The sequence below is a fragment of the Pseudooceanicola sp. DL12 genome (assembly GCF_056270665.1).
Map to the genome: position 1 here is coordinate 3,963,432 of NZ_CM149884.1, position 20,841 is coordinate 3,984,272.

Genomic DNA, 20,841 nt, shown 5'->3' on the forward strand with positions numbered 1-20,841 from the left:
CTGACCGATCCACCGCAGGGGAGCAAGCGGCCGACAGCTCACGCGCAGACGGGGGTCGCGATGTCGCGCGCGGCGGTTTCCAGTGCGTGCCACAGGCTCTCGGCGGCGCTGCGCATGCCAAAGACGGCCAGGCGATCATCGGCCCGGCGCACGATGAACACGCCCAGGTGCTCCAGCGCGGTGCGCGTGGCACGGCCGGGGCCAAAGCCCGCGGTGTCGATGTTCACCGTCTTCTCCATCAGCGCCAGGATCGGCGCCGCGCCCTCGGCGCTGGCGATCTCGTAGGCCACCCAGCCGTCGGTCTGTTCGGTGACCGAACAGCCCTTGACCACCCGGCTCAGCTCACCGGCGAAATCTTCCTCGGCGCGGCCCTCGGCCTCGATGAACCACTGCCCCGGCCCGGTCCAGAAGGCCGAGACGCCGTTGCCGCCGGTCCAGCCGCCGGGCCCCGGCAGGCGCAGCCCCATGGGCACGGGCTGTCCGCCTTCGCGGCGCAGGGTCAGCGATGCCAGGGCAAGGCCGGTGTTTTCGGTCAGGGTCAGCGCGCCGATGCGGGCCGTCCGGGGGGTCGATGCGCCAAGCGCAGTCGTGGGGGAAAGGTCAGGCACGGAGCCGTCCTCCTTCAGGATCAAAGAAATGTGGGCTGACGACGCGCAGCGGCGTCGTTTCTCCTTCCAGCGGGTTGGCCGCGACGATCTCTTCGCCCGCGCGCGCAGCCCCGTCCTCCAGGAACCCAAGAGCTATATAGCAATTCATGTGCGGTGACCAGCAGGCAGATGTGATCCAGCCCTGGTCATGTGCAGTTGCGCGCAGATCACCCAGGGCAAACAGGTGCGATCCGGGCACGATCCGCGTCTTTCCGTCCACCGCGACAAGGCCCACCAGGCTGCGCTTTTCGCCGGCAAGGCCCTCACGCCGCGACATCACCGCGCCGATGCTGTCCTTCTTCTGCGACACCATCCGCCCCAGGCCCAGCATGGCGGCCGTGGTCTGGCCGTTCAGCTCGGCGCCCGCCGCATGGCCCTTCTCGATGCGCAGCACCGAGAGCGCCTCGGTGCCATAGGGCGTGACACCCAGGTCGACACCCTCTTCCATCAGCCGTGCCATCAGCGCCGCGCCATAGCGCGCCGGCACCGCGATCTCATAGGCCAGCTCGCCCGAGAAGCTGATCCGGAACAGCCGCGCCCGCAGCCCGTTGCAGATCGTCAGCGCGCTGCAGGCCATGAAGGGGAAGGCCTCGTTCGAGATGTCGAGGTCATCCACCACCCGGCTAAGCAATTTCCGCGCGTTCGGCCCCGCCACCGCAATCTGCGCCCAGGCATCCGTGGTCGAGATCAGCTGCACGTCCAGCTCCGGCCAGAGGCACTGCCGCGCAAACTCCATCTGTCGATAGCACAGCCCCGCGTTCGCCGTGGTCGTGGTGACCACGAAGTGATCCTCGGCCAGCCGCGCACAGGTGCCATCGTCATAGGCAAAGCCGTCCTCGCGCAGCATCAGCCCATAGCGGACCCGCCCCACCTTCAGCGTCGCCATCATGTTGGCATAGATCCGGTTCAGGAACTCCGCCGCATCGGTGCCCTGCACGTCCACCTTGCCCAGCGTCGTCACGTCGCACAGGCCCACGCCCGCGCGCACGGCCAGCACCTCCCGGTCCACCGTCTGGCGCCAGGTCGTCTCGCCGGGCCGCGGGAAATACTGCGCCCGCATCCATTGCCCGGCCTCGACAAAGACCGCACCCTGCGCCTCGGCCCAATGGTGCGTGGGCGTCAGCCGCTTCGGGCGGAAATGCTGCCCGGTGTCGCCACCGCCCAGTACCGAGAGGGACACGCCGGTATAGGGCGGGCGGAAGATCGTCGTGCCGGTCTCGGCAATCGGCTTGCCGGTCAGCTCGGCCATCACCGCGATGGCGCTCACGTTCGCGGTCTTGCCCTGATCGGTCGCCATGCCCAGCGTGGTCCAGCGCTTCAGGTGCTCGACCGGCGTCATGTTTTCCTTTTCCGCCAGCGCGATGTCCTTGACCGTCACGTCGTTCTGGAAATCGACCCAGGCGCGACGCCTGCCCGGCACATGCCAATAGGGCACCTGGTTCAGCGGTGCATCCTCGGCCGCAGGCAGATCCGGCAGCGTGGCACTGATCCCGATGTCGGCCAGCGCCGCCTGCGCCACCGCGGCCCCGTCGGCCAGCGCCGCATGGGTGGTGCCCCGGCCCCGAGCGGCACCTGCCACGTTCAGCCCCACCGGCCCGTTCGGCCCCGGCAGGAAGGCCAGCAGGTCCTCGCTCCAGACCGGCTTGCCCCGGTGATGCGAGGCCAGGTGCACGTTCGGGTTCCAGCCGCCCGCCACGCCAAGCGCGCTGCATTCCAGCCACTGCGGACGGTCGTCCTGCCAGACCTCGATCGAGGACAACCCGTGCCATCCCTTGGTGCCGCGCACAACCGCGCCGCGCATCAGGTTGTACTTGCCGAACCGCGGCGCATCCTCGCGCACGTCGATCACGCCGGTCAGCGTCACGCCCTTCGCCATCAGGTCGAGCGCGGTGCGGTGGCCGTCGTCATTGTTGGTAAAGATCGCCACCCGGTCGCTGTGGTTCACCGTCGGCGACACGCCCCATCGGTTGGCATAGGCCCTGAGCGCACCGGAGAGCATGATCCCCGGCCGGTCGTTGTCGGCAAAGGGGATGTGCCGCTCGGTGGCGCCGGCGGCCAGCACCGCGCGCTTCGCCGTGATCCGCCAGAGGCTCTGGCGCACGTGATCGCCCGGCTCGGGCAGGTGGTCGGCCACCCGCTCCACCCCGCCAAAGATCCCGTGGTCATAGGCGCCGAAGACCGTCGTGCGCGGCATCAGCCGCACGTTGGGCAGGCTCGCCAGCTCGGCCAGTACCTCCGCCACCCAGTCGGTGGCCGGCGCATCCGCAAGCGTATGGCTTTCCGACAGCAGCCGCCCGCCCATGCGGAAATCCTCGTCGGCCAGCACCACGCGGGCACCTGCACGCCCCGCCGTCAGCGCCGCCGACAGGCCTGCCGCGCCCGCGCCGATCACCAGCAGGTCGCAATGCAGGAAGCCCTTGTCATAGCGGTCGGGATCCGCCTCCATCGACAGCTTGCCAAGGCCCGCCGCGCGCCGGATCGCCGGCTCGTAGAGCTTTTCCCAGAAGGCCTTGGGCCACATGAAGGTCTTGTAGTAGAACCCCGCCGCCAGGAAGGGCGACATCAGGTCGTTCACCGCCAGCAGGTCGGCCCCCAGCGGGCCCATGTGGTTCTGGCTGCGGGCCTCCAGCCCGGCAAACATCTCCACCATGGTGGCGCGGGTGTTGGGCTCGGCCCGGGCGCCGCTGCGCAGGGTCACCAGCGCATTGGGCTCCTCGCTACCGGCGCTCACCACGCCGCGCGGCCGGTGGTACTTGAAGCTCCGGCCGACCATGCGCACGCCGTTGGACAGCAACGCCGAGGCCAGCGTGTCGCCCGGATGCGCCGGGTAGCGCTTGCCGTTGAAGGTGAAGGTCAGAACCCTGTCGCGGTCGATCAGACCACCCTGCGCAAGACGCGTCATTGGCCGCCCTCCCGTTTCTTGTAGTCGCTCGCCAGTTCGGCGCCCAGGATCTCGTGGGTCAGCGTGTTGCGCGTCACCACCAGCCAGGACCGGTCGCCCTGTTCGTGGAACCACAGCTCGCGGTGCAGGCCCGCGGGGTTCTCGCGCTCATAGACATAGGCGGCAAATGCGGCCTCGGCGTCCGGCGCCATGCCGTCGGGACGGTTCAGCAGGCTGACGTCGCCGAGATAGGTGAATTCCTGCGCGTCGCGCAGCCCGAGAAGGGGATGTGGGATCAGCATGGAAAAACCTCAGTGCAGGTTCGGCTGCGCACCGGCGCCGCGTTCGTCGATCAGGTAGCCGCGCGCGAAACGGTCCAGCCGCATGGCGGCGGCGGTCTCGTGGGGCCGGTCGGTGGAAATCAGATGGGCAAAGGCAAAGCCGCTCGCCGGCGTCGCCTTGAAGCCGCCGTAGCACCAGCCGCCGTTGAAATAGAGGCCCTCGATCCCGGTCTTGTCGATGATCGGGGAACCGTCCATCGACATGTCCATCATGCCGCCCCAGTTGCGCAGCAGACGCGCACGCCCGATGGCCGGCATCAGGGCCATGCCGCCTTCCAGCACGTCCTCGACCACCGGCAGGTTGCCGCGTTGCGCATAGGAATTGTAGCCGTCGATGTCGCCGCCAAAGACAAGGCCGCCCTTGTCCGACTGGCTGATGTAGAAATGCCCGGCGCCAAAGGTGATCACCCCGCCGATCGTCGGCTTCAGCCCCTCCGAGACGAAAGCCTGCAGAACATGGCTCTCGATCGGCAGGCGGTTCATGCCCGCCAGCGCCATCACCCGGCTCGACGATCCGGCCACGGCCACGCCCACCTTCTTGGCCCGGATCGGGCCGCGCGTGGTCTCCACCCCGTGCACCCGCCCCTCGCGGATGTCGAACCCGGTGACCTCGCAGTTCTGGATGATGTCGACGCCGCGCATGTCGGCACCGCGGGCATAGCCCCAGGCCACGCCGTCGTGCCGCGCCGTGCCCGCCCGCCGCTGCATCAGCGCCCCCTTGATCGGAAACCGCGCGTTCTCGAAGTTCAGCCAGGGATACATGTGCTCGACCCGCTCGCGGGTCAGCAGCTCGGCATCGGCACCCGCCAGCAGCATCGCATTGCCACGCCGGCGATAGGCGTCACGCTGCGCATCCGTATGGATCAGGTTGATGATTCCGCGCTGGCTGACCATGGCGTTGAAGTTGAAGCTCTGCTCCAGCCCCTCCCAGAGTTTCATCGACATCTCGTAGAAGGGTTCGTTGCCGGGCAGCAGGTAGTTCGAGCGGATGATCGTCGTGTTGCGCCCGATGTTGCCCGAGCCCAGCCAGCCGCGCTCCAGCACGGCCACCTTCAGCTCCCTGAACTCGCTCGCCAGGTAGAAGGCGGTCGAGAGGCCATGGCCCCCGCCGCCCACGATCACGATGTCATATTCGGCCTTCGGGTCGGGATTGCGCCACAGCGGCTTAAGCCCCTTGTGGCCGCGCAGCGTGTCCACCGCCACCCTCAGACCGGAGAATCCCCGAAACAAACCCATGCAGATGCTCCCTTTGCAATCGGCCCCTGTCTAGCCATGCCGCGCCCCAGGATCTGTCTTGAAAAGGACATATACTTTTCTCTAAATGCCATGATGTCAGAGATCATCCCGCCCGCGCCTCCGCGCCCGCCGCTCCGCCGCATCGCCTTCCTGCTGGTCGACGGCTACGCCATGATGTCCACCGCCTCGGCGATGGAACCGCTGCGCGCGGCCAATCTCTTCTCGGCCGAACCGCTCTACGAGGTCACCGTTCTCTCGCTCGGCAAGCCGACCGTCCGCGCCTCCTCGGGCAGCAGCTTCGAGGCACTGCCCTTCTCCCGCGCCGGGGTGACCTTCGACCTGGTCTTCGTGGTGGCCGGGGGCGATCCGGCGCTGATCCAGGATCCCGTGCTCTTTGCCTGGCTGCGCCGCTGCGACCGCGCGGGCGTCGCGCTCGGCGCGATCTCCGGCGGCGCGGTCATCCTCGCCCGCGCCGGCCTGCTCGAGGGCTTCCGCTATACCGTCCACTGGCACCATTTCGACGACATGCCCGCGCTCACCGAAACCGCCATCCTCGAACGGCGCCTCTTCGTGATCGACCGCGCGCGCTATACCTGCGCCGGCGGCACCTCGCCGCTCGACATGATGCACACGATCATCTCGCGCGATCACGGCTCGGTCTTTGCCACCCGCATTTCAGACTGGTTCCTGCAGGCCGAGGTGCGCCCGCCCGAGGCCGAACAGCAATCCGCCGCGCCCGCGCCCTTCGGCCCTCTGCCCGCGCCCGTGCAGGCCGCCATCGACCTGATGGAGAGCCATATCGCCGATCCGCTCTCTCTCGATCAGGTCGCGGCGCTTTCGGGCCTCAGCCCGCGACAACTTCAGCGCCGGGTGCAGGCCGCCACGGGCCTCTCCGTGATGGATCTCTACCGTCAGCTCCGTCTCGACACCGCGCGTGCGCTGCTGGTGGAAACCGCCCTGCCGGTGGGCGAGGTGGCGGCGATGACGGGCTTTGCCACGCCCGCCCATTTCGCCGCGGCCTATCGCCGCCATTTCGGCAGCGCCCCCCGCGAGGGGCGCCACCCGCGCGGGGCCTAGGCCTCGCCCCAGATCTTCTCGGCCGTGCGCACCACCAGCTCCAGCTTGCGGCGCTGGTCGTCCTCGGTCACGTGGTTGCCGTGGTGGGTCGAAGCAAAGCCGCATTGCGGTGCGATGCCCAGCTGGTCCATGTCGACGAATTTCGACGCCTCGTCGAACTTGCGCCACAGGTCATCGTCCTTCTCGAGTTCGGGCGTCTTGGTGGTGATGAACCCGGCCATCACGCGTTTTTTGCCCTTCGGCAGCAGCCGCAGCGGCTCCAGCCCCCCGGCCCGTTCGGTGTCGTACTCCATGAAGTAGACATCCACGTCCGTCCTGTTGAAGATCGCATCGGCCGAGATGTCATACCCGCCCTCTGCCGCGTGACTCGACTGGAAGTTGCCGCGGCACATGTGCATGCCGATCACCATGTCCTCGGGGCGGTCCTTGATCGCCTCGTTCAGCATCCAGGCATAGCTGTCCACCAGCCATTCCGCATCGAGGCCCCGCGTCTCCTTCAGGCGCGTCTGGTGCGCCGGGTCGCCCAGGAAGGCAAAGATGATGTCGTCGATCTGCAGGTACCGGCAGCCGGCGTCATAGAACCCCTGCACCGCCTTCTTCCAGGTCGCGGCCATGGCCTCCAGCAGCGCCTCGCGATCCTTGCGGTAGGGCGCGTGATGGTTCAGCTCGTCCGTGATCCCGATGTGCAGCACCGAGGGCCCGGGGATCGAGATCTTGGGACAGACCTTCGTGGTTTCAGCCAGGAAGCGATAGTGATCCAGCATCGGGTGATCGGCGGGGAAATCCAGCGCCCCGGTGATCGCCGGCGTGTCCTCCGGCGCATTGCCGTTGGCGAATTTCGGATTGTCGCCAGAGGTGAATTCCACCCCCTTCAGCGCACGGAAGAAATCGAAATGCCAGTAGTCGCGGCGCGCCTCGCCGTCGGTCACCACCTTCAGGCCCACGTCCTCCTGCATCTTCACCAGGCCGCGGATCGCGGCATCCTCCACCGCCCGCCGCTCTTCGGCGGGCAGGAATTTCGCCTCGGCCACGGTCTTGGGCCGCAGCAGGCTGCCCACATGGTCGGCACGGAACGGCGGCAGCGCACGGTTGGCCGCCCCGCCCTGGTTCGTGGTTTCTGTATCTTTCATCTCGGTCCTTTCGCCGGGTCCGGCCCGGCACATTCTCTCCCGCGCCGCCGGTGAACCGGCCGCGGGTCATCGTCCTGGAAAATCTGTGATGGTGATCCGCCCGGCCGCGCCGGTCAGGGCACCGCCAGCAAGATGCGGAAAGTCTGCGTCATCTGCTTTCAACCCCGAAGCTATGGGCAGGGAAACGGGCGACACAAGGCACCGGGCGCGCAGCCGCGCTCCTGCACTTCGGCCCCCCGGGCCCTCCGCCCGTGGACATTTCAGCTCTCAGGCAGGTCTCCTGGCTCGCGGCTCGGCGCCCCGGTCCGCCTTCCCGGCCATCTCGGCCAGTGGCATCCCGAATCGGGGCTCGCCGCTTACAGTTGCGGGGGCAGCGCCGGCATCGCACCGGCTTCCCTCTCGGGCAGGCATCCCAGCCTGCCACCTGAAGCTGCCTCATAGGTAGGTCCCGGCGGCCCTTCTGTCCACGGGTCAAGCCCTGCGCAACATTGGAAAAATCGGCATATTGATTATGAATGACAGCGCCCGTCCGGCGCCGGCCGGCTTACCCCTGCCGCTGCAGAAAGCGTTCAAAGACCGCCAGCGTCCTGTCGGAAACATGGTGCTCGATGCCTTCGGCGTCGATCTCGGCGGTCTCCTCGGGCACCCCGATCGCCATCAGCAGGGCCACCACCGTGCGGTGCCGTGTCCGCACCCGACAGGCCAGCTCGGCCCCCTCATCGGTCAGGAAGACGCCGCGATAGGGCCGCGCGGTCGCCAGCCCCTCGCGCTTCAGCCGCGCCACCGCCTTGGTGGCGGTCGGCTGGGCCACGCCCATGCGACAGGCGATATCGGCCACCCGCGCCTCGCCGACCTCCTCGATCAGGTCGCCGATCATCTCGACGTAATCCTCCAGCAGCGCATTGGCCTGCTTCTCCCGCGCCCGGGTGAATCGCGTGGCCTGGGCGCTGTCATGCGGATGCGCCGTGCTGTCGGTGTCCTCTGCCATGGCAGCGCCTTTCCTTGGGCGGTTCGATATGCCGGGAATACCCTATACCCAGCGTATCACATCATCACCAGTACCGCCTGCCCGTTTTTGTCGCATCCCCGCCGGGATATCCGCCCGGCCGCGGCCCCGCATCCGGCTTTCCATGGAAAGCTCTTGCCAAAGGTATAGCAAAGGCTATCTATCCGTCCGTCAGCTATATTGCCAGATACCCGTCATCATGTCCTCGAACCTCACAGACCGCACCCGAAGCCGCATGTCCGCCGTCCTGGCCAATGGCGGGGGCGGCCTGCGCGCACGGCTGCTCTTCGCGGGGCCGGCGGTGATCGCCTCGGTGGCCTACATGGACCCGGGCAACTACGCGACGAACATCCAGGCCGGCGCGGGCTATGGCTATGCGCTGCTCTGGGTGGTGCTGCTGGCCAACCTGATCGCCATGCTGTTCCAGGCCCTCTCGGCGCGGGTCGGCATCGTCACCGGCAAGAACCTGGCCGAGCTCAGCCGCGACAACCTGCCGAAACCGCTGGTCTGGGTGATGTGGGCGGTCTCCGAGGTCGCGGCCATGGCCACCGACCTGGCGGAATTCCTCGGCGGCGCCATCGGCCTGTCGCTGCTCTTCGACCTGCCGCTGATGGTGGGGATGGTGATCACTGCCATCGTCACCTATGCCATCCTGCTCTTCGAACGTCAGGGCTTCCGCCCGATGGAGCTGATCATCGGCGCCCTCGTCGGCGTCATCGGCCTGGCCTACCTGGCCGAGGTGGTGATCGCGCCCATCGCCTGGGGCCCCGCCTTCACCGGGCTGACCCGCCCCGCGCTGCCCGATGCCCAGGCGCTCACCATCGCCGTGGGCATCATCGGCGCCACGGTCATGCCCCATGCCATCTACCTGCACTCCGGCCTGACGCAGAACCGCGCCGCCGTGCGCAACAGCGGCGAGCGCCGCCGCCTGCTCAGCTTCTCCAACACCGAGGTGGTGGTGGCCCTGGCCATCGCCGGCATGGTCAACATGGCCATGGTCATGATGGCCGCCGCCACCTTCCATCCCGACCATTCCGAGATCGCCTCGATCGAGACCGCCTGGCATACGCTCACGCCGCTGCTGGGCGCGGCCGCCGCGGGCATGTTCCTGGCGTCGCTGATCGCCTCGGGCATCTCCAGCTCGGTGGTGGGAACAATGGCGGGTCAGATGATCATGCAGGGCTTCCTGCGCATCCGCATCCCGATCTGGCTGCGCCGCCTGATCACCATGGTCCCGGCCTTCGTGGTGGTGGCCATGGGCGTCGATCCCACCCGCGCGCTGGTGCTCAGCCAGGTGGTGCTCTCCATCGCCCTGCCGGTCCCGATGATCGCGCTGATCACCTTCATCTCGCGCCGCGACCTGATGGGAGAATTCCTGCCCTCCCGGCTCACCCGCATCCTGGCCACGCTCTGCGCGGTCATCGTTCTGGGCCTGAACTTCATCCTGCTGGCGGCGGTCTTCGGCCTGCCGCTGCCCTTCCTCGCGGTGTAAGGCAGGGGGCTCTGCCCCCATCTCCTGCGGAGATTCCCCCGGGATATTTCGAAACAGGGAAACAGGCAAAAGAACCTGTCGTTTCCCTGTGCCAAATATCCCCGCCGGAGGCTTCCGCCCTCTCCGTCAGCGTGGCGGCAGGATCATCTCGCGGCGGTGGCGCATGTGGCGCTGCAGGGCCAGGGTCCCGCCAGCCAAGGCGAGGACGGAGAAGGCGGCAAAGGTGGCGGTGAAGCTGCCGAGGCCGGCAAAGGCCAGCGAGAAGCCGGCCGGGCCCACGGTGACACCGAGGAAGGTATAGGTCAGCACCTCGCCCGTGAGCGTGCCATGGCCGGGGCTGGCCCGGGCGGTTTCCGCCAGCAGAACCCCGTTCCAGCCGAGGCCGGTCAGCCCGCTCAGCACCACGGCACCGAGGCCCAGCAGGGGCAGGCTGCCGATGAAGGCGAAGGCGAGGCAGCTCAGCCCCGTCAGCACCCCGATCAGCCCCAGCACCAGGAAGCCGCTGCGCAGAGCATCTGCCAGGATGCCCGAGAGCAGCCGCCCCACGGCCCCCGCCGCCTGCAGCACCGCCGCGACGCCGGCCGCGCGCAGCGGGTCCCAGCCGAACTGCTCGATCAGCATGGCCACCATGAAGGTCGAGATCGAGAGCTGTACCCCGGAATAGAGAAAGCCCAGCACCGCAAGCGCCCTGAGGTCGGGGTTGCGCCAGACGAGCGCCTGGCCCTTCCAGATGCCGCGGCCGATGGCGGTTTCGGGGCGGCGGTCGGTGTCCCAGCTGCGGATCACGGTGAAATAGAGCGCCGCCAGCCCAAGCGGCAGAACCGCGAAGATCATCAACGTCTGCTGCCAGCCGATCCGGTGCGCCAGCGGCGGGATCACCAGCGCCGCCAGCATGCCGCCCAGCGGCACGCCCGCCTGCTTCACCGAGAAGATCAGGTTGCGCCGCTCCGGCGCCGCCAGCCGCGACAGGATATGCGAGGATGACGGGTTGTTGAGCGCATAGCCCACCCCGATCAGCATCGAGGCCAGCGCCACGCCTGCCGCCACACCCGTCGAGAGGCCGAGGAAGCCGATCCCCGCCGCCAGAAGCGCCAGCTGCCCCACGCGCCCCGCGCCCCAGCGCTTGACCATGGTGCTCGAGAGCATCGAGAGCACGATCCCCGAGGCGTAGATCAGGCTGACCTGATATCCGAGGTCCTGCGGCGCAAGACCGAGCGTTTCGGCAACCAGCGTCGGGATCGTGGTCAGCGCCAGAACCGAGGCAGTGGCCGCAATCTGCGAGGCGGTGGTCAGCGCGAGGGCGGGCCCGAGGCGCGGCTCTCTATGTCCCGCAGGTACGTGCGGAAGTGAGGCTTCTGTCATATTGTCAATCTTTACAGTGATCTACGCGATTTCTCGCGACTTATCGCCGGGCTTGTCACGCGGGGAGCTGGCAGGGAACTGCCCGGCCCTCAGACCCTCACCATTCCTCGGGCGTACTGTCAATTCAGGGCCAGCTTAGAAATTCTCACCCGGGATATGCACAATCTTGAAATTGACGGAAAGGGGCATGCACGGCTCAGATTTGACCTGTTCCACGGGCGAACGGCGGGCCCGGACCCCTCCCCGGCCTTCCCCGCCGCCCTCGCCCCCAGGCGCCGCAGAGCGCCACCGGGACCAAAGCAAAATGCTCGCAACAGGGAAACATGCCATGACCAACCTCACCACCGGCCTGCGCGCCGGGCTGCGCCTCACGGTCGCCTCCGGCCTGCTGGCCGCCGCCCTCGCCCCCGCGGCCCAGGCCGCCGATGTCGCCGCGGCCCAGGCCATCGTCGACGAATACTCGCAGCTGCCCGAGTTCTCGCCCCCCGGTGCGCCCTTCGACGCCACCGCCTGCGTCGAGGGCAAGAAGCTCTTCTCGATCCCGCTCAGCAACTCCAACCCCTTCATCAACGGCATCTCGGAACAGATGGAATCCGCCGCCAAGCAGGTCGGGCTGGAGTTCATGGCCTGGGAAAACCAGGGCCAGCCCACGCAATGGGTGCAGGGCATGGAATACGCCATCACCAACGGCTACGACGCCATCGACCTGATGGGGGGCATCCCGCCCGAGGCGCTGGCGCCGCAGATCGCCGCCGCCAAGGAGGCCGGCATGCGCGTCTATGCCAGCCACTACACCGACGTCACCCTGCCCCGCGCAGAGAGCCTCGATGTCGCCCTGCCGCTGTCCTTCTCCCGCGTGGGGGAAATCCTGGCCGCCTGGGTCGTGACCCAGACCGGCGGCGATGCCAACGTGCTGGTTATCGGCTCGGATGACGTGCCCCCCTCGCAGCCCTACTGGAAGGCCTTCGAGGCCAAGCTGAAGGAACTCGCCCCCGAGGCCACGGCGAAATACCTCAACGTGCCCACCACCGAATGGGCCACCAAGATCCAGAGCCAGACCCAGTCGAACCTGCTGCAGAACCCCGGCATCAACTTCATTGTGCCGATCTACGATTCCATGTCGCAGTTCGTCATCCCGGCCCTCACCATCACCGGCAAGAAGGGGCAGATCCCCATCGCCACCTTCAACGGCACGCCCTTCGTTCTCGACATGGTGCGGAATGGCGACGTGCAGATGAACATCGGCGAGAGCCTCGGCTGGATCGCCCGCTCCGCCATCGACGCCGAGATGCGCGACCTCTGCGGCATGGATGACGTGCCCGACGAGCTCTACGTGCCCTTCTACATCTTCGACGAGAGCAACGTCGCCTCTGCCGGCGACCCGGCCGAGTTCGACAAGGGCTATGGCGATGCCTATGTCCCCGGCTTCGAAGCGCTCTGGGGCCTCAACTGATGAGCCCATCGGCAAATCCTCAGGTAGCGCCGCCCGCGCGGCGCTACCCCGGCGAGGCGCCCGCCCTCTACTGTCGCCATGTGTCCAAGGTCTTCGGCACCACCAAGGTGCTCGATGACGTCTCGCTCGAGGTCATGCCCGGCGAGGTGCACGGGCTGCTCGGCGCCAATGGCTCGGGCAAATCCACGCTGATCAAGGTGATCGCCGGCCTGCACGCCCCCGAACCCGGCGGCGAGCTGGTGCTCTACGGCAATGGCGCGCCCTTTCCCATGCCGCCCGGTGGCGCCCGGCGGCACGGCATTTCCTTTGTCCATCAGCATCTTGCCCTGCTGCCCTCGCTGACGGTGCTGGAAAACATGATGCTCAACGACCTTTCGGTCGAGACCCGCTGGCGGCTCAACTGGGCCGCGGAACAGCGCCGCGTCGCCGCGATCTTCGAGCGTTTCGACCTCGCCATCGACCCGATGGCCCGCGTCGCCGACCTGCCCCAGGCCGACCGCGCCCTGATCGCCATCACCCGCGCCTTCGACGAGGTGCAGACCCATGCCGAGGGCGGCCGCGGCATCCTCATCCTCGACGAGCCCACCCCCTTCCTGCCGAAATCCGGCGTCGATCAGCTCTTCTCGCTGGTGCGCGCCATCGTGGCAGATGGCGCCTCGGTCATCTTCGTGGCCCATGACATCGACGAGATCCGCGAGATCACCGACCGCGCGACCATCCTGCGCGACGGCCGCCTGGCCGGCACCGTCAACTCTGCCGAGACCGACCACGACGGCTTCATCCGCCTGATCGTCGGCGAGAGCGTCGACCTCTTCCAGACCAGCCGCGCCGCGCGCCCTGCCGCCCCCGCCGTGGCCCGGGTGGAACACCTCACCACCAACCAGGCCACCGATGTCTCCTTCGACATCCACGAGGGCGAGATCCTCGGCCTCACCGGCCTGATCGGCTCGGGCTTCGATGCCGTGCCAGAGGCGATCTTCGGCGCCCGCCGCGCCACCGCCGGCACCCTCACCACCCGCACCGCGCTGCCGCTCGCCGGGATCACCCCCGGCACGGCCATGGAACAGGGCATCGCCTTCCTGCCCGCCGACCGGCTGGGCAAGGGCGGCGTCGGCTCGCTCTCGATGACCGACAACATGTCGCTGCCGGTGCTGGGCGAATTCCGCAACCTCTTCGGCATCGACTGGCCCGCCATCCGCCAGCGCTGCTTCGAGCTGGGCCAGCGTTTCGACGTGCGGCCCAACCGCCCCGAGCAGATGCTCGGCGCCTTTTCCGGCGGCAATGCGCAAAAGGTCCTGCTGGCCAAGTGGATGCAGACCAGCCCGCGCCTGCTGATGCTGGATGAACCCACCCAGGGCATCGACGTCGGCGCCCGTCAGATGATCTTCCAGGCGCTCGACCAGGCGGCGCAGGGCGGCATGGCGGTGCTGGTGGCCTCCACCGATGCCGAGCAGCTTGCCCAGATCTGTCACCGGGTGCTGATCTTTGCCCGCGGCCGCGTCGCCACCGAGCTCTCGGGCGAGGCGATCACAAAGGACGCCATCTCCCATGAAACCCTGCGGGCCCATGCGCCCGCGTCCGATCCGGCCACCCCCGTGCCGCAGGAGGAGGTCGCATGACCGACATCACCAATGCCCAGCCCGCCGCCGCGCGCGGCTTCAACCTCGCCCAGTTCGCCGAGAAATACGCCCTCGTCGCGGCCCTCGTGGCGCTCTTCCTGATCTTCGGGGCGCTGCTGCCCAATACCTTCTTCACCTGGGCCAATGTCTCCACCATGCTCGGCTCCCAGGCGATCCTGGTCTTTCTCACCCTGGCGCTGATCATCCCGCTGACCGCGGGTGATTTCGACATGTCGGCGGCCGCCGTGCTGACCATGTCCACCATGACGGTCGCGGTGCTCAACGCCCGCATGGGCCTGCCCCTGCCGGTCGCCATGGGCGCGGCGCTCGCCGTGGGCGCCATCGCCGGGGCGGTCAACGCCGTCTTCATCCTCTACTTCCGCATCCCCTCGCTGATCGTCACGCTGGGCACCGGCACCTTCATCAACGGCCTCGTGCTCTGGATCTCGAAATCCAACACCATCGGCGGCATCGATTTCGCGCTGGTCATGGCGGTGGTGGGCACCCGCCTCTTCGGCATTCCGCTGGCCTTCTACTACGCGCTCGCGATGTGCCTGCTGATCTGGTACGCCTTCGGCTTCACCACGCTGGGCCGGCGCCTGCTCTTCGTGGGCCGGGGCCGCGACGTGGCGCGGCTCTCCGGCATCCGGGTCGACCGGGTACGCTTCGGCGCGCTGATGTGCTCGGGGCTGATCTCTGCGCTGGCGGGCATCCTCTATGCCGGCACCATCGGCGCCGCCGACCCGAACTCCGGCAATACCTTCCTGCTGCCCGCCTTTGCCGCGGCCTTCCTCGGCGCCACCGCGATCACGCCGGGCCGGTTCAACCCGATCGGGTCGCTGGTCGCCGTCTACTTTCTCGTCATCGGCATCACCGGGCTGACGATGCTGGGCATCCAGTCCTTCGTGCAGAACCTCTTCTACGGCGGGGCCCTTGTGCTTGCCGTGGCCCTGTCGCAGCTTGTCCGCAAGCGCGAGCCGATGGACTTCAGCTGATCCCTCCCCTCCCCCGGAGGGCCCGCCGGACAGCCAGGCGCTGTCCGGCAACCCATTTGAAATGAAAGGAAATACCATGGCAATCACGGCCACCGGAGACGAGGTCGATATCGGCAAGTTCTGGAAGACCCTGGGCGAGCGCCCCATCGGCGCCACCCTCGTCACCACCGACAGCGAGACCGGCCCGCAGGGCTTTCTCGGCCTCTCCGCCGCCCATGTCACCGCCAACCCGCCCACCATGCTCGTCTCCATCGACAAGAAGACCTCCGCGCTCAAGGGCGTGCTGGACCGCGGCCATTTCGCGGTGAACTTCCTGCCCGAGGGCTATGCCGAGCTCGCCAACACCTTCGGCGGCAAGGGCGACAAGGTCTTCGATCCCGAGAAATGGGGCACGCTGGCCACCGGCGCCCCGGTGCTGAACGACGCGCTCGGCGTCTTCGACTGCGAGGTCGAGAAGGTCGTGGAACACGGCGACATCTCGATCGTCATTGGCGCGGTCAAGGGCGTGAAGGCGGCGGGCGAAGGCGCCCCCCTCACCTTCTTCCGCGGCAAGTTCCTCTCCGAATGACCCCTTAGAGGCTGGGCGCGATCCGCGCGCCCAGCTCCAGCAGCTGCCGGTCCATGGCCCGCCGCCCGATCAGCGACACGCCCAGCGGCAGCTCGAAGCCCGAGGCGGGCAGGTTCATCACCGGCAGTTGCAGCGCCGTCCAGAGCGCGTTGAACACCGGATCGCCCGGCCCCCGCCCCTTGGGTGCAAATCCCGCCGCCGAGGGCGCCAGCACCCCGTCGAGCCCCTCCATCATCTGTTCCACCCTGATCCGCAGCAGCGCCAGCCGGTCATAGGCCTCGTAATGCTCGCGCTGGGTAAAGCCCTCGATCAGATCCACCCGGTCGTGGAAATCCCGGTGCAGCAACTCGCCCCGCGTCCGCGCCAGGTTCAGGAAGGCCGCCGCCCCCTCGCAATGCTGCACGCAGCGGTGCAGCTCGTCGATCTCGTCGAACTCCGGCGGCAGCTCGAACTCCACCAGCTCCGCCTCCCGCGCCAGCCGCTTCTCCAGCCCCGCCATCAGCGCCACGGTCTCGGGTGCGGCGCGGTCGAAATAGGGTGTCCGGCAGACGCCCAGCCGCAGCTTGCCCTCCGGCAGCGCCGGGGCCTCCGGCAATTCATACACATCCGCCAGCAGCGACAGGTCCTCGACCTCGCGCGCGAACAGCCCCACCGTGTCGAAACTCACCGCATAGCGCTTCACCCCCTCGGTCGAGATCAGCCCCCAGCTCGGCTTCAGCGCATAGACCCCGCAGAACGACGCCGGCCGTATCGTCGAGCCCCCGGTCTGCGTCCCGATCCCCAGCGCCACGTGCCCATCGGCCACCGCCGCCGCCGTCCCGGCGGAACTGCCGCCGGGCGTGCGCGTCATGTCATGGGGGTTGCCGGTGATCGCGTCGCGCCCGCAGGCGGCAAATTCCGTGGTGTCGGTCTTGCCCAGCACCACCGCCCCCGCCGCACGCAACAGCTCGACACAAGGCGCATCATTCGCCGGCCGGTTCATGCCGTAGAGCGGTGAATTATGCGTCGTCGGCATGTCCTTCGTATCGATCATGTCCTTCACGGCCACCGGGATGCCGGCCAGCACCCTGGCATCGCCGGCGGTGATCGCCTCGGCCTCGGCCAGGGCGCCGGGGTTCACCGTCACCCAGGCGCGCAGGTACTTGTCGCGCGCCGCGATCCGCCGCAACGCCCGCCGCACCAGCTCCGGCGCCGTGATCTCCCCGGCCATCAGGCGCGCCCGCGCCTCGGTGGCAGACAGCATCTCTTCCATGGTCTTTCCCGTATCTTCCGCAAACAGCAATGGGGCGCGCAGGTCTCCCCGCGCGCCCCGTCAACCTTACAGCATCGGCCTCACTCGGCAGCGATTTTCACGTCTTCCCGACAGGCCATCAGCGGCTGGATCTTCTCGCCGAAGTTCTCGACCCCCTGCAGGAAGTCGTCGAAGGTCAGCATCAGGCCCTTCACGCCGGGCACGGCCGCGGCCTCGTCCAGCAGCTTCGCGCAGGTCTCGTAGCTGCCCACGATGGTGCCCATGTTGAAGTTCACCGCGCCCTCGGGCAGGTTGATATGCGCCGCGGTCGAGTTTTCGCCGGCCTGGGCGTCCTGTGCGCCCTGCACGCCCATGTAGGCCAGGGCCTCGATGTCGGCGCCCTCGCGATAGAGGTTCCACTTGGCCATGGCGGCCTCGTCGGTCTCGTCGGCGATCACCATCATCAGAACATATGCGCCCACGTCGCGCCCGGTCTTCTCGGCGGCTTCCAGCAGCCGCTCGCAGGTCGGTGCAAAGGCCGCCGGGGTGTTCACGCCCAGCCCGTTGACAAAGGAGTAGTTGGTGAAGTTCGAGGAGAATTCCATGCCGCGCTCGGACTGGCCGGCGGCCACGATCTCGATGTTGTGTTCGGGCTTGGGCAGCATGTGGCAATCGTCCATCTGGAAGTGCTCGCCCTTGAAATCCGACTTGCCGGTTTCCCACAGGTCCTTCATCACCGTCACGTATTCGGTCGCGTAATCATAGCGATAGCCGAAATATTCGTTGCCCGGCCAGATGCCCATCTGGGTGTATTCGTTGGGCGCCCAGCCGGTCACGATGTTGATGCCGAAGCGGCCCGGGGCCACGCTGTCGATGGTGGTGGCCATGCGCGCCACCAGCGCCGGCGGCAGCGTCAGGATGGCGGAAGAGGCAAAGAGCTTGATCTTGCTGGTCGAGGCGGCCAGCGCCGACATCAGGGTAAAGCTTTCCAGCCCGTAGTCCCAGAATTCCGACTCGCCGCCAAAGCCGCGCAGCTTGACCATGGAGAGCGCGAAGTCGAAGCCGTAGTGCTCGGCCTTCAGCACGATCTCCTTGTTCAGCTCAAAGCTCGGCTTGTACTGCGGCGAGGTCTTCGAAATCAGCCAGCCGTTGTTGTTGATCGGGATGAATACACCGATATCCATGGGGTTCTCCTGTTGGCATCATCTGTTTCCCGAAACTTTGTCAGGATAAATCGGGAAGAGCTAAGGCAATTAACTACATGCGCGCCTCCAAATTTTCTCAGGGCCGTGACGGCACTCCGGGCGATTGCATGCGAAACACCCCTGTTTGAGGCCGATTCTTGGTCAATTCTCCGCAGTCAGCCTAATTTTAGGGCCGGTGCTGCTGATCATTGTGCACAAAAACCGGTCTTCAGTTGTCCGTACAAATTAAACCGGTCTTGCTGATTGCAGAGAGTCGGAGAGGTTCCCCATGCGCAAGAGAGTCCCCCTGAACGCCATCCGCGCCTTCGAGGCGGTGGCCCGCAATGAATCCGTCGCCAAGGCCGCAGAAGAGCTCTGCGTCACCCCCACCGCCGTCAGCCACCAGATCCGCCTGCTCGAGGATTTCCTGCAGGTCGAGCTCTTCCTGCGCAAGAATTCCCGCATCTACCTGACCCCCGAGAGCACCGCCAACCTGGCGCGGATCACCCGGGCGCTCGACCTGATCGACGAATCCGTTCTGGCCCTCGGCCATGTCCGAGAGGAAACCCACCGCCGGCTCTCGGTGGCCGCCTCCACCTCGGTCGCCTCCTTCTGGCTGATGCCGCGCATCGGCCGTTTCCTCGCCGTCTCGCCCGAGGTCGACTTCTCGCTGCACACCTTCCTCACCCGGAAGGAGGCCGAGGCCCAGGAGAGCGACATCCGCATCTGCAACTGGAAGAATGTTCAGGAGGATTGCCTGATCGAGCCGCTGGTCGAGGAAGAGAGCATCCCCGTCTGCACCCCCGAGATGGCCGCGCGCTATGACAACGACGCGGAAATTATCCTGAAAAATGCGCCCCTTATCCATGTCGACCGGCAACAGCAGGGCTTTGACACCTCCTATCCCGACTGGGCGCGCTACCTGCCGGAATACGGCGTTACGCGTGATGACATGGCCCATGGGCCGCGCTTCAACCAGGCCGGCACCGCCATTGATGCCGCCCGCTCCGGCGTCGGCATGATCCTCGGGCGCTCGATGCTGATCGGCGATGCGCTGGAAAAGGGAGAGCTCGTCGCCGTGGCCGAGAGCTATCCGGTGCGCACCCCCTACTACATGCTCAGCGCCCGCCGCGCCAATGACCGCGGCACCCTGCAGGAGTTCCGCGACTGGCTGATCGCCACCGTGCCGGCCAACCTGCCGGGCCGCGGCGCCCCCGCGCCCCTGCACGCGTGATTGAGGATTTCTCACCCCGCGGCTGAAGAAAGATTCGAGAGGGGCCCGCCCCCCTTCCGTGGTTCACTGCCCCCGACACCAGGAGGCCAGAATGACCACAGATCCCCTCACCGCCTGCCGCATCGCCGGGGCCGTCCTCTCCGGCGAGGCGCGCGCCACGCAGATCGCCGAAGAGACCATCGCCCGCTACCGGCAGACCGAGCCGCAGATCGCCGCCTTTGCCCATTTCTCGCCCGAGGCCCTGCTGGAGCAGGCCGAGGCGCTGGATGCTTGTCCGGACAAGGGCCCGCTCGCCGGCGTCACCGTCGGCGTCAAGGACGTGATCGCCACCCGCGACATGCCCACCGCCCACAACACGCCGCGCTACGAGGGCGTGATCCCCGGCGTCGATGCCGCCTGCGTCGATACCCTGCGCCTGGCCGGGGCGCTGATCGCGGGCAAGACCGTCACCACCGAATTCGCCGCCACCCAGCGCGGCGGCAAGACCCGCAATCCCCATGATCCCTCGCGCACGCCGGGCGGCTCCTCCTCCGGCTCCGCCGCGGCCGTTGCCGCCGGTGTCTGCGCCATCGGTCTCGGCACCCAGACCGGCGGCTCCACCATCCGGCCCGCCTCCTACAACGGCATCTGGGGCTGGAAGCCCACCTGGGGCGTGATCTCCCGCGAGGGGCTCAAGCTCTATTCGCTCACCTGCGACACCCTCGGCCTCTATGCCCGGGCCGCCGAGGATCTGCAGCTGCTGGCCGATGTCTTCGACCTCGATCCGGCACCACAGCCCGAGAGCCTGCGCGGGCTGCGCATCGGCCTCTGCCGCACGCCGATGTGGAACCGCGCCGATCCCGCGATGCAGACCGCCCTGCTCGAGGCCGCCACCCGGCTGCGGGTCGAGGGCGCCGAGATCATCGACATCACCCTGCCGCCCAGCTTCAACGGGTTGGAAGACGCCCACGCCAGGATCCTCGCCCGCGAGGGCCGCGCCGCCTTCCTCAACGAAGTCCGCGCCACCCCGGACACCATCCACCCCGAGTTCACCGCCATGGTCGACAACCACACTCAGATCACCCCGCCGCAGATGCGCGCCGCCTATGGCCTCGCCGACAGTTGCCGTGCCGGTTTCGACGAGGTCATGTCGGGCCTCGACGCGGTGATGACCCCCTCCGCCACCGGCGAGGCGCCCCATGGCCTCGACAGCACCGGCGATCCCTCGATGAACTCGATGTGGACGCTGCTTCAGGTGCCGGTCGTCTCCGCCCCCGGCCTCACCGGGCCCTCGGGCATGCCGCTCGGCATCTCCTTCGTCACCCGGCGCTACACCGACCGCAGCGCCCTCGCCATCGCGCGGCTCGCCGGAGAGGTCTTTGCCTATGAAAGCGCCTTTGCCTGAT

At 67.6% G+C, this 20,841-nt stretch carries 17 protein-coding genes and 1 riboswitch; of the genes, 8 read left to right on the top strand and 9 right to left on the bottom strand.

Translation table 11 applies throughout. The features are described 5' to 3' along the window. Positions 1–38: 38 nt before the first annotated feature. Genes AC0WR5_RS18595 through AC0WR5_RS18610 form a run of 4 tightly spaced genes read right to left on the bottom strand, consistent with a single transcriptional unit; the run spans position 39 to position 5,105 of the window. Positions 39–608 (bottom strand): sarcosine oxidase subunit gamma, encoded by a 570-nt coding sequence (locus AC0WR5_RS18595; RefSeq protein WP_475865294.1) that lies wholly within the window; start codon positions 606–608, stop codon positions 39–41. Next, a complete protein-coding gene (locus AC0WR5_RS18600) occupies positions 601–3,549 on the bottom strand; it encodes a sarcosine oxidase subunit alpha family protein (protein WP_475865295.1) in 2,949 nt (982 codons plus the stop codon). The genes AC0WR5_RS18595 and AC0WR5_RS18600 overlap by 8 nt, the downstream gene beginning before the upstream one ends. Further along, the gene (locus tag AC0WR5_RS18605; protein WP_475865296.1) at positions 3,546–3,830 is read right to left on the bottom strand and encodes a sarcosine oxidase subunit delta; all 285 of its coding nucleotides are present in this window, start codon (positions 3,828–3,830) and stop codon (positions 3,546–3,548) included. Before AC0WR5_RS18605 ends, AC0WR5_RS18600 begins: the two co-directional genes overlap by 4 nt. Positions 3,831–3,839: 9 nt before the next feature. After that, positions 3,840–5,105: a sarcosine oxidase subunit beta family protein gene (locus AC0WR5_RS18610; protein ID WP_475865297.1), complete on the bottom strand. Its 1,266-nt coding sequence runs from the start codon at positions 5,103–5,105 to the stop codon at positions 3,840–3,842. A 93-nt stretch (positions 5,106–5,198) separates the two neighbouring features. Between AC0WR5_RS18610 and AC0WR5_RS18615 the strand changes: the two genes are divergently transcribed. Beyond that, the gene (locus AC0WR5_RS18615) at positions 5,199–6,182 is read left to right on the top strand and encodes a GlxA family transcriptional regulator (RefSeq protein WP_475865298.1); all 984 of its coding nucleotides are present in this window, start codon (positions 5,199–5,201) and stop codon (positions 6,180–6,182) included. Here AC0WR5_RS18615 and AC0WR5_RS18620 read toward each other — a convergent pair. Beyond that, positions 6,179–7,312 carry a 5-methyltetrahydropteroyltriglutamate--homocysteine S-methyltransferase gene (locus AC0WR5_RS18620; protein ID WP_475865299.1) on the bottom strand — a complete coding sequence of 378 codons (1,134 nt, stop codon included), beginning with the start codon at positions 7,310–7,312 and terminating at the stop codon, positions 6,179–6,181. The two genes, AC0WR5_RS18615 and AC0WR5_RS18620, sit on opposite strands and share 4 nt — an antisense overlap. A gap of 253 nt (positions 7,313–7,565) precedes the next feature. After that, positions 7,566–7,754: riboswitch (cobalamin riboswitch) on the bottom strand. A gap of 102 nt (positions 7,755–7,856) precedes the next feature. After that, complete coding sequence (gene mntR, locus AC0WR5_RS18625) at positions 7,857–8,300, bottom strand: manganese-binding transcriptional regulator MntR (RefSeq protein ID WP_475865300.1); 444 nt, start codon at positions 8,298–8,300, stop codon at positions 7,857–7,859. A gap of 217 nt (positions 8,301–8,517) precedes the next feature. On the opposite strand from mntR, the gene AC0WR5_RS18630 reads away from it, so the two are divergent. Then, complete coding sequence (locus AC0WR5_RS18630; protein WP_475865301.1) at positions 8,518–9,810, top strand: Nramp family divalent metal transporter; 1,293 nt, start codon at positions 8,518–8,520, stop codon at positions 9,808–9,810. Positions 9,811–9,936: 126 nt separating this feature from the next. On the opposite strand, the gene AC0WR5_RS18635 is transcribed toward AC0WR5_RS18630, so the two are convergent. Further along, on the bottom strand, positions 9,937–11,172 hold the full coding sequence (locus AC0WR5_RS18635) for an MFS transporter (RefSeq protein WP_475865302.1): 1,236 nt from the start codon (positions 11,170–11,172) through the stop codon (positions 9,937–9,939). A 328-nt stretch (positions 11,173–11,500) separates the two neighbouring features. Between AC0WR5_RS18635 and AC0WR5_RS18640 the strand changes: the two genes are divergently transcribed. From AC0WR5_RS18640 to AC0WR5_RS18655, 4 genes are all read left to right on the top strand, one after another. Next, complete coding sequence (locus AC0WR5_RS18640) at positions 11,501–12,625, top strand: sugar ABC transporter substrate-binding protein (protein ID WP_475865303.1); 1,125 nt, start codon at positions 11,501–11,503, stop codon at positions 12,623–12,625. Beyond that, positions 12,625–14,244: a sugar ABC transporter ATP-binding protein gene (locus tag AC0WR5_RS18645; protein ID WP_475865304.1), complete on the top strand. Its 1,620-nt coding sequence runs from the start codon at positions 12,625–12,627 to the stop codon at positions 14,242–14,244. The genes AC0WR5_RS18640 and AC0WR5_RS18645 overlap by 1 nt, the downstream gene beginning before the upstream one ends. Beyond that, positions 14,241–15,239, top strand: a complete 999-nt coding sequence (locus AC0WR5_RS18650; RefSeq protein ID WP_475865305.1) for an ABC transporter permease — start codon at positions 14,241–14,243, stop codon at positions 15,237–15,239. Before AC0WR5_RS18645 ends, AC0WR5_RS18650 begins: the two co-directional genes overlap by 4 nt. 76 nt (positions 15,240–15,315) lie before the next feature. After that, positions 15,316–15,807 (top strand): flavin reductase family protein, encoded by a 492-nt coding sequence (locus AC0WR5_RS18655; RefSeq protein ID WP_475865306.1) that lies wholly within the window; start codon positions 15,316–15,318, stop codon positions 15,805–15,807. Between the two features lie 4 nt (positions 15,808–15,811). Here the strand turns inward: AC0WR5_RS18655 and AC0WR5_RS18660 are convergent, their stop codons facing one another. Both AC0WR5_RS18660 and rutA read right to left on the bottom strand, forming a co-directional pair. Next, positions 15,812–17,059 (bottom strand): amidase, encoded by a 1,248-nt coding sequence (locus AC0WR5_RS18660; RefSeq protein WP_475865307.1) that lies wholly within the window; start codon positions 17,057–17,059, stop codon positions 15,812–15,814. Positions 17,060–17,139: 80 nt separating this feature from the next. Beyond that, positions 17,140–18,222: a pyrimidine utilization protein A gene (gene rutA / locus AC0WR5_RS18665; protein ID WP_475865308.1), complete on the bottom strand. Its 1,083-nt coding sequence runs from the start codon at positions 18,220–18,222 to the stop codon at positions 17,140–17,142. A 289-nt stretch (positions 18,223–18,511) separates the two neighbouring features. On the opposite strand from rutA, the gene AC0WR5_RS18670 reads away from it, so the two are divergent. Further along, positions 18,512–19,456 (top strand): LysR substrate-binding domain-containing protein, encoded by a 945-nt coding sequence (locus AC0WR5_RS18670; protein ID WP_475865309.1) that lies wholly within the window; start codon positions 18,512–18,514, stop codon positions 19,454–19,456. Positions 19,457–19,547: 91 nt separating this feature from the next. Next, entirely contained in the window at positions 19,548–20,840 is a 1,293-nt protein-coding gene (locus tag AC0WR5_RS18675) for an amidase (protein ID WP_475865310.1), read from the top strand. The last annotated feature ends 1 nt before the right edge of the window (position 20,841 follow it).